This is a genomic window from Streptomyces prasinopilosus, from assembly GCF_001419695.1.
Classification (GTDB): domain Bacteria; phylum Actinomycetota; class Actinomycetes; order Streptomycetales; family Streptomycetaceae; genus Streptomyces; species Streptomyces prasinopilosus.
Genome location: NZ_LIRG01000545.1, coordinates 1 through 6,404, shown reverse-complemented (window position 1 = coordinate 6,404; position 6,404 = coordinate 1). Strand labels below are relative to the sequence as shown.

Annotated in this window: 2 protein-coding genes and 1 pseudogene; 2 read left to right on the top strand and 1 reads right to left on the bottom strand. The window is 75.4% G+C overall.

Annotated features, from left to right (window positions below; translation table 11 throughout):
- Positions 1-2,758 (top strand): annotated as a pseudogene (locus tag AOK18_RS21635) (hypothetical protein); the annotation flags it as partial.
- A gap of 99 nt (positions 2,759-2,857) precedes the next feature.
- Here the strand turns inward: AOK18_RS21635 and AOK18_RS21630 are convergent.
- Positions 2,858-3,544 carry a hypothetical protein gene (locus AOK18_RS21630; RefSeq protein ID WP_055695434.1) on the bottom strand — a complete coding sequence of 229 codons (687 nt, stop codon included), beginning with the start codon at positions 3,542-3,544 and terminating at the stop codon, positions 2,858-2,860.
- Positions 3,545-3,966: 422 nt separating this feature from the next.
- Between AOK18_RS21630 and AOK18_RS21625 the strand changes: the two genes are divergently transcribed.
- The coding region (locus AOK18_RS21625; protein WP_055695435.1) for a nitrate- and nitrite sensing domain-containing protein at positions 3,967-6,404 on the top strand (2,438 nt) is incomplete at its 3' end.

The following is a 6,404-nucleotide window of genomic DNA, read 5'->3' as shown; positions in this document are numbered from 1 at the left end:
CGAAACGGTCCAGTTCCCCGCCGCCGAGGGCGCCCTCACCGCCGGGGAACTGGACCGTTTCGCCGACGACCTGCGCGAACTGCTCGAGGAGGCGGTCGGCTCCGCCGAACGCCAGCTCTTCGAACTGCGCACCGCCGCCGCCGACGACGCCCGCATCCTCGGCGCCCTCGGCGACGGCGGGCTGCTGCCGCCGGGACCGGACGTCCTGGCCACGGTCGAGTTCCTCGGCGAGCACGGCATCCCCGCCCTGCCCGGCTGGCGCTACCTCGCCCAGGCCGTCGACCCCGCCGACCACGCCCGCGTCCTGGCCGCCCGCCCGGAACTGGTCGACGGCGTCGTCATCACCGACCCGGACTCCCACACCCGCGCCCGCGAGGCCCTGAGCGAGGCCGCCCTGCTGCCCCGCTCCACGGTCGCCGTCGGCACGGCCGCCGCCCTCCTCGCGCCGGCCCCGGCACCGGGCGCGGACACCGGCGACGTCTTCCTGGTGCCGCCGAACCCGGCCATGCACGACGAACACGCCGCCGACGAGGAACGGCGGACCCTGCGCGCCCGCGCGACCGCCCGCGACGAGGAGATCCGGGCGCTCGCGGCACGGCTCGCCAAGGACCGCGAGCTGACCGCGCGGCTCACCTCCTGGCGCACCGGCTGCCCGCCCGGCCGGCTCACCGAACTGGCCCGGGCGGCGCACGACGCCCGTGCCTTCGCGGAGGAGTCCGAGGCGGAGCTGGCCGAGGCGCGCGCGGTGCGGGCGGAGGCCGAGGAGGCCGCCGCCGAGGCCGTCCGGACGCGCGACGAGCTGCAGGAGACCGCGCAGAAGGCCCGGCGCGCCGCCGACGCCCTCGCGGGACTCGCCTTCCGGCTCCGCGAACGGGCGGGCTGGCAGGCCAAGCTGCGCGAACTGGCCGACGACGCCGCCGAGGCCGAGGCCCGCGCCCAGGCCTGCCTGGAGCGCGCGCGGACCGCCGACGAGGACCGGCGCGGCGCGCAGCGGGCGGCCGACGACGCCCGGCGCACCGCGCGTGCGCTGCGCGCCGAGCGCGCCGAGATCGCGGGCGCCCCCGACGACGTACCCGACGACGCGACCGGGCCCGGCCCCGAACCGTCGCGGATCTCCCTGCCCGCTCTGCGGGAGGCGTACCGGGCCGCTTCCCAGCTGTACGAGAAGGTCGGCGTCGGTGCCGACCTGCGGGCCGAACAGGCCCGCGCGGAGAGCGACGAGAGCGCGGCCCGCGCGGAGCTGGACCGGCTGAGCAACAAGGTCCGCAACCGCGCGGAGCAGCTGCTCGAGTCACCCGACGGCTCGGACGGTCCCAGCCGGCAGGCCGCCGCCGCCCGTGCCGAGGAACTGGTGCAGCTCATGGAGACCCGGATGTCGAGCGCGAGCGAGCAGCTCGGGCGACTGCGGGGCGAGGCCGAGCGGCTGGCCCCCGGGGACGGCGGGCAGCACACCGCGCTCCCCGAGGAGATGGTGCCGCGCGACGCCGACCACGCCCAGGCGCTGTCGCGCACCGCCGCGGCAGAACTGGCCGCCCGGACGGAGGAGCTGAACAGCGCCGGGGAGATCCACGGCGACCTCCTCGCCGCGCACCGCGGCGCCGAGGACGCGGCCGAAGGCTTCGACGAGATCGCCGCCATGCTCCGCGACCTGCTGCGGGAACACGCCTCCGAGGAGGAACCGGAGCAGCCCGAGCCCTATCCCGGCAGCCCGGAGGAGGCCCGCCGGTCCGCCGCGGAGGCCCGCAGGTCGCTCCGCGGGTGCGCCGCCGACCTGTCCGCCGCCGAGTCCGCGGTGCGCGAGGCCTGCGACATCCTCGTCCGGCACGCCAACTCCACCCGCTACGAGCAGGTGCGCACGCCCGCCCGGCAGCAGATCCGCGAACTGCCCGCCTCGGCCCTGCCCGAGCACGCCCGGAAGTGGGCGGACGCCTTCGCGCCCCGGCTCCGGGTCCTCACCGACGAACTGGAACAGCTGGAACGCAACCGCGACTCGATCGTGGACCGGCTCAGGGGGCTCGTCGAATCGGCCCTCGCCACCCTGCGCTCCGCCCAGCGGCTGTCGCGGCTGCCCGAAGGGCTCGGCGAGTGGTCGGGGCAGGAGTTCCTGCGCATCCGTTTCGAGGAACCCGATCAGGCGACCCTCACCGAACGGCTCGGCGAGGTCGTCGACGAGGCGACCCGAGCGGCCGTCCGCAAGAACTCCGACCTGCGCCGCGACGGCATGTCCCTGCTGCTGCGCGGAGTCGCCGCCGCCCTCCGGCCGAAGGGCATCGCCGTCGAGATCCTCAAGCCGGACGCCGTGCTGCGCGCCGAGCGGGTTCCCGTCGGGCAGATGGGCGACGTGTTCTCCGGGGGGCAGCTGCTCACCGCCGCCATCGCCCTGTACTGCACGATGGCCGCCCTGCGCTCCAACGACCGGGGTCGCGACCGGCACCGGCACGCCGGCACCCTGTTCCTCGACAACCCCATCGGCCGCGCCAACGCCACCTACCTGTTGGAGCTCCAGAGGGCCGTGGCCGACGCGCTCGGCGTGCAGCTCCTCTACACCACCGGCCTGTTCGACACGACGGCACTCGCGGAGTTCCCCCTGGTCATCCGGCTGCGGAACGACGCCGACCTGCGAGCGGGCCTCAAGTACATCAGTGTCGAGGAGCACTTGAGGCCGGGTCTGCCGCGGGAGACCTCCGACGGGGAAGCCGTGCACAGCGAGATCACGGCCACCCGGATGTTCAAGAGGCCTGCCACGGCCGGTGGCTGACCGGACGGCCCTTCCGCGAGGCCGGGACCCCGGTCCGGCGGGCGGGACCCGCCCCGCCCCCGCCCTGCGGGACGTACGGGCGGGGGCGGGGCGTCCGGTTCAGGAGTGGGAGAGCCGGCCGGCCCCGCCGCCCTGGCGGCGTATCCGCGCCCGCGCACGCTGCGCGGAGCGCTCCCGGCGACGGGCACGGCGCCGCTCGCGCCGCAGGGCCCGCGCGGTGCTGCTGGGCGCGGACACCACGCCGTTGCGCTGGTTCCAGACCTGGCGGGTCACCCACACGTCGAGGACGCCCCAGGTGGCCAGGACGGTGCTGACGACACCGCTGATGACCATGGGGAACGCGAGCCAGGAACCGGCGAGCGTGCACAGGAAGGCCACCATGGCCTGAATCAGCGTGACCGCGACGATGAGGACCGCCCGCACGGCCGACGTCCGCACCGGATCCGGCAGCCGGCGCCGCCGCGCCGGCTCCTCGACCCACAACGGCCGGTGGCCCGGCTGCGGGTGCGTCCCGTTCCCGGTGCCGCGGCCCTCGCGGGTCCTCCCGGTGACCGGTGCCCCGGTGCCGGCCGCGACCGCGGCGGTCCCGGTCCGGCCCTCACCGTCCGCCGCCCCGGTCACGCCCGCCGGCACCTCGCCGGTCCTGGGCGCGGGAAGGCCCCGGGCGCCGTCCGCGCCCCTCCCGGCCGCGGGCGCGCCGCGGTCCGGGGTTCCGCCGCCCGGTCGCTGTGCCCCCCGCGCCCCCGGGGCGCTCCCGGAGGACCTGTACCGCTCCGTCGTGCCCATCAACGTGTCGCTCCCCACCGCCGGCAGACCGCCTTTCCGGGTCCGAAGACCCGGATCCCCAACGACTGCCCGGCTTGCACTGATTTACGCCGCCCGGCTACGGGACACGGCTCCTGTGGCGCCGATTCCGCCCCCATCACCCACAGAGAAGGACGAAGGGCGCGTGACAAAGATTCCCGCGCAAGGAAAGGAATCGGCCAAATCCTGTGCACGGGTGCTCCGGCCCGTTCCGCCGGTCCCCTCCGCGAACGGGGAGTCAATCTCCCCCAATGCCCGGACAACTCACCATGTCTCGCCGTCAGTGCGGAAGTTCGGATTCCGGAGATCTTCTCGAGTCGGCCGTGACGCGGTAGTAGGCTCGCGCCGTTTGTTGACGCACAGGTGTGCCCCCGGCCGTCCCGGGGGCCGAGCTGGGGGAGGCCATGCGCTTTCGCGGGAAGTCCATCCGCCGGAAGATCGTGGTGCTGCTCCTCGTCCCGTTGGTGTCCCTGACGGTGATCTGGGCCTTCACCACCCTGCTGACGAGCCGTGAGGCCATCCGTCTGTTCGACGCGTCGTCGGTGATGGAGGAAGTCGGTCATCCCGTCGAGGACACCGTGCGCGTCCTCCAGGAGGAGCGCCGCCGGACCCTGGTCCACCTCGCGGACCCGCGGGCCGCCGACGGGCTCGCCGCACTCCGCCGCAGCCGCGCCGCCACCGACAGGGCCGTCGGCCGGGTCCGGGAGAACGCGGCGGACCCCGACGTGCGCGACGCGATGGGCCGGGACACCGAAGCGCTGAGCGCGCTACTGGACTCCCTCGACGGCCTCGGGTCCCTGCGCCGCGGTGTGGAGGACGGCACCGTCGACCGCTCCCAGGCCCTCGACCTCTACAACCGGCTGGTCGACCCGTGTTACACCCTGTTGGCCGGTTTACACATGGTCGACGACGTCGGGCTGGACAAGCACTACCGCGCCCTCGTCAGCCTCGCCCGTGCCCGTGAACTCCTCGCCCGCGAGGACGCCCTGCTCGGTTCCGCCCTCGTCGTCGGCCGGCTCTCCCGCTCCGAGTCCCGGGACGTCTCCGACTTCGTGGCCCAGCGCACGCTGCTGTACGACGCCGGCCTGCCGCAGCTGCCCGCGGAGGAACGGACCCGCTACGAGAGCTTCTGGAAGAACGCGGGGTCCGCGCCGCTGCGGGTCGCGGAGGAGGCGGCGCTCGCCTCCGGCACCGGACCGCCCCGCGGCGTCACCGCGAAGAGCTGGGACACCGCGGCCGGCCATGTGCTCGAGGAACTCGCCGCCCTCGACGACCAGGCCGCCGACCGCTACCAGGACCGGGTCCGGCCCGTCGCCAGGGGCGTCATCACCCAGGCCGTCGTCGCCGGGCTCCTCGGCCTGATCGCCCTGCTCCTCTCGCTCTTCCTCTCCGTGCGGGTGGGCCGCGGCCTCATCCGGGACCTGCGGCAGCTGCGCCTGGAGGCCCACGAGGCGTCCGGAGTGCGGCTGCCCGGCGTGATGCGCCGCCTCTCGGCGGGCGAACAGGTGGACGTCGAGACCGAGGTCCCGCGCCTGGAGTACGCCAGGAACGAGATCGGCGAGGTCGGCCGGGCGCTCAACACCCTGCAGCGCGCCGCCGTGGAGGCGGCCGTCAAACAGTCCGAACTGCGCTCCGGGGTCTCGGAGGTCTTCGTCAACCTCGCCCGCCGCAGCCAGGTCCTGCTGCACAGACAACTCACCCTCCTCGACGCCATGGAGCGCAGGACCGACGACACCGGGGAACTCGCCGACCTCTTCCGCCTCGACCACCTCACCACCCGCATGCGCAGGCACGCCGAGGGCCTGGTGATCCTCTCCGGTGCCGCGCCCTCCCGGCAGTGGCGCAAGCCCGTCCAGCTCATGGACGTCGTGCGCGCGGCCGTCGCCGAGGTCGAGGACTACGAGCGCATCGAGGTCCGCCGGCTGCCGCGGGTCGCCGTCATCGGCCCCGCCGTCGCCGACCTGACCCACCTGGTGGCCGAACTCCTGGAGAACGCCACGGTGTTCTCCCCGCCGCACACCGCCGTCCAGGTCCTCGGGGAGCACGTCGCCAACGGCTTCACCCTGGAGATCCACGACCGGGGCCTCGGCATGGCCGCCGAGGCACTGCTCGACGCCAACCTGCGGCTCGCCGAGACACCGGAGTTCGAACTCTCCGACACCGACCGCCTCGGACTGTTCGTGGTCAGCCGCCTCGCACAGCGGCAGAACGTCCGGGTCTCCCTGCAGCCCTCCCCCTACGGCGGTACCACCGCGGTCGTCTTCCTCCCCGACGCGCTCCTCACCGACGACGTCCCGGACACCAACGGCCTCGGCTTCCGCCTCGACCGGCCCCGGCGCGCCGAGGACGCCCGGCCGGAGGACGGCCGGCGTCCCGCGCTCTCCCAGGTGCCCGGGCGGCTGCCCGGACGGCCCGCCCCGCTCCTGAACGGCCCGGTCGAACTCGAGGCCCCCGTCGACCTGGACGCCCTCGACGACTACCCGGGCACGCCCGGGGACGAGGACGACGGGCACGGCGGCCTGTTCGGCCACCGCCGGCCCCCGTCCCGCACCCAGGACGAGCGGCCGGGCCGTCGCCGCGAGCCCCGCCCACCGGCCGCCGGCCCGGGCAGGGGGAGCGGTGACGGACCGGACCCGGACGGCCCGGGCCCGGACGCACCCGGCCGCGCGGGCGCCCCGGTCCCGCCGCTCCGCAGGGGAACGCCCAAGCTGGTCAGTTCGCACGGACGTCCCGTCGGCGACGAGCACGCCCGCCGGGAGCGGCCGGACCAGGACACCGGCGCACCGCCCGCCCGGCCCGAACAGGAACCGGCGCCCGTACTGCCGGCCCGCCGCCGCGGCGG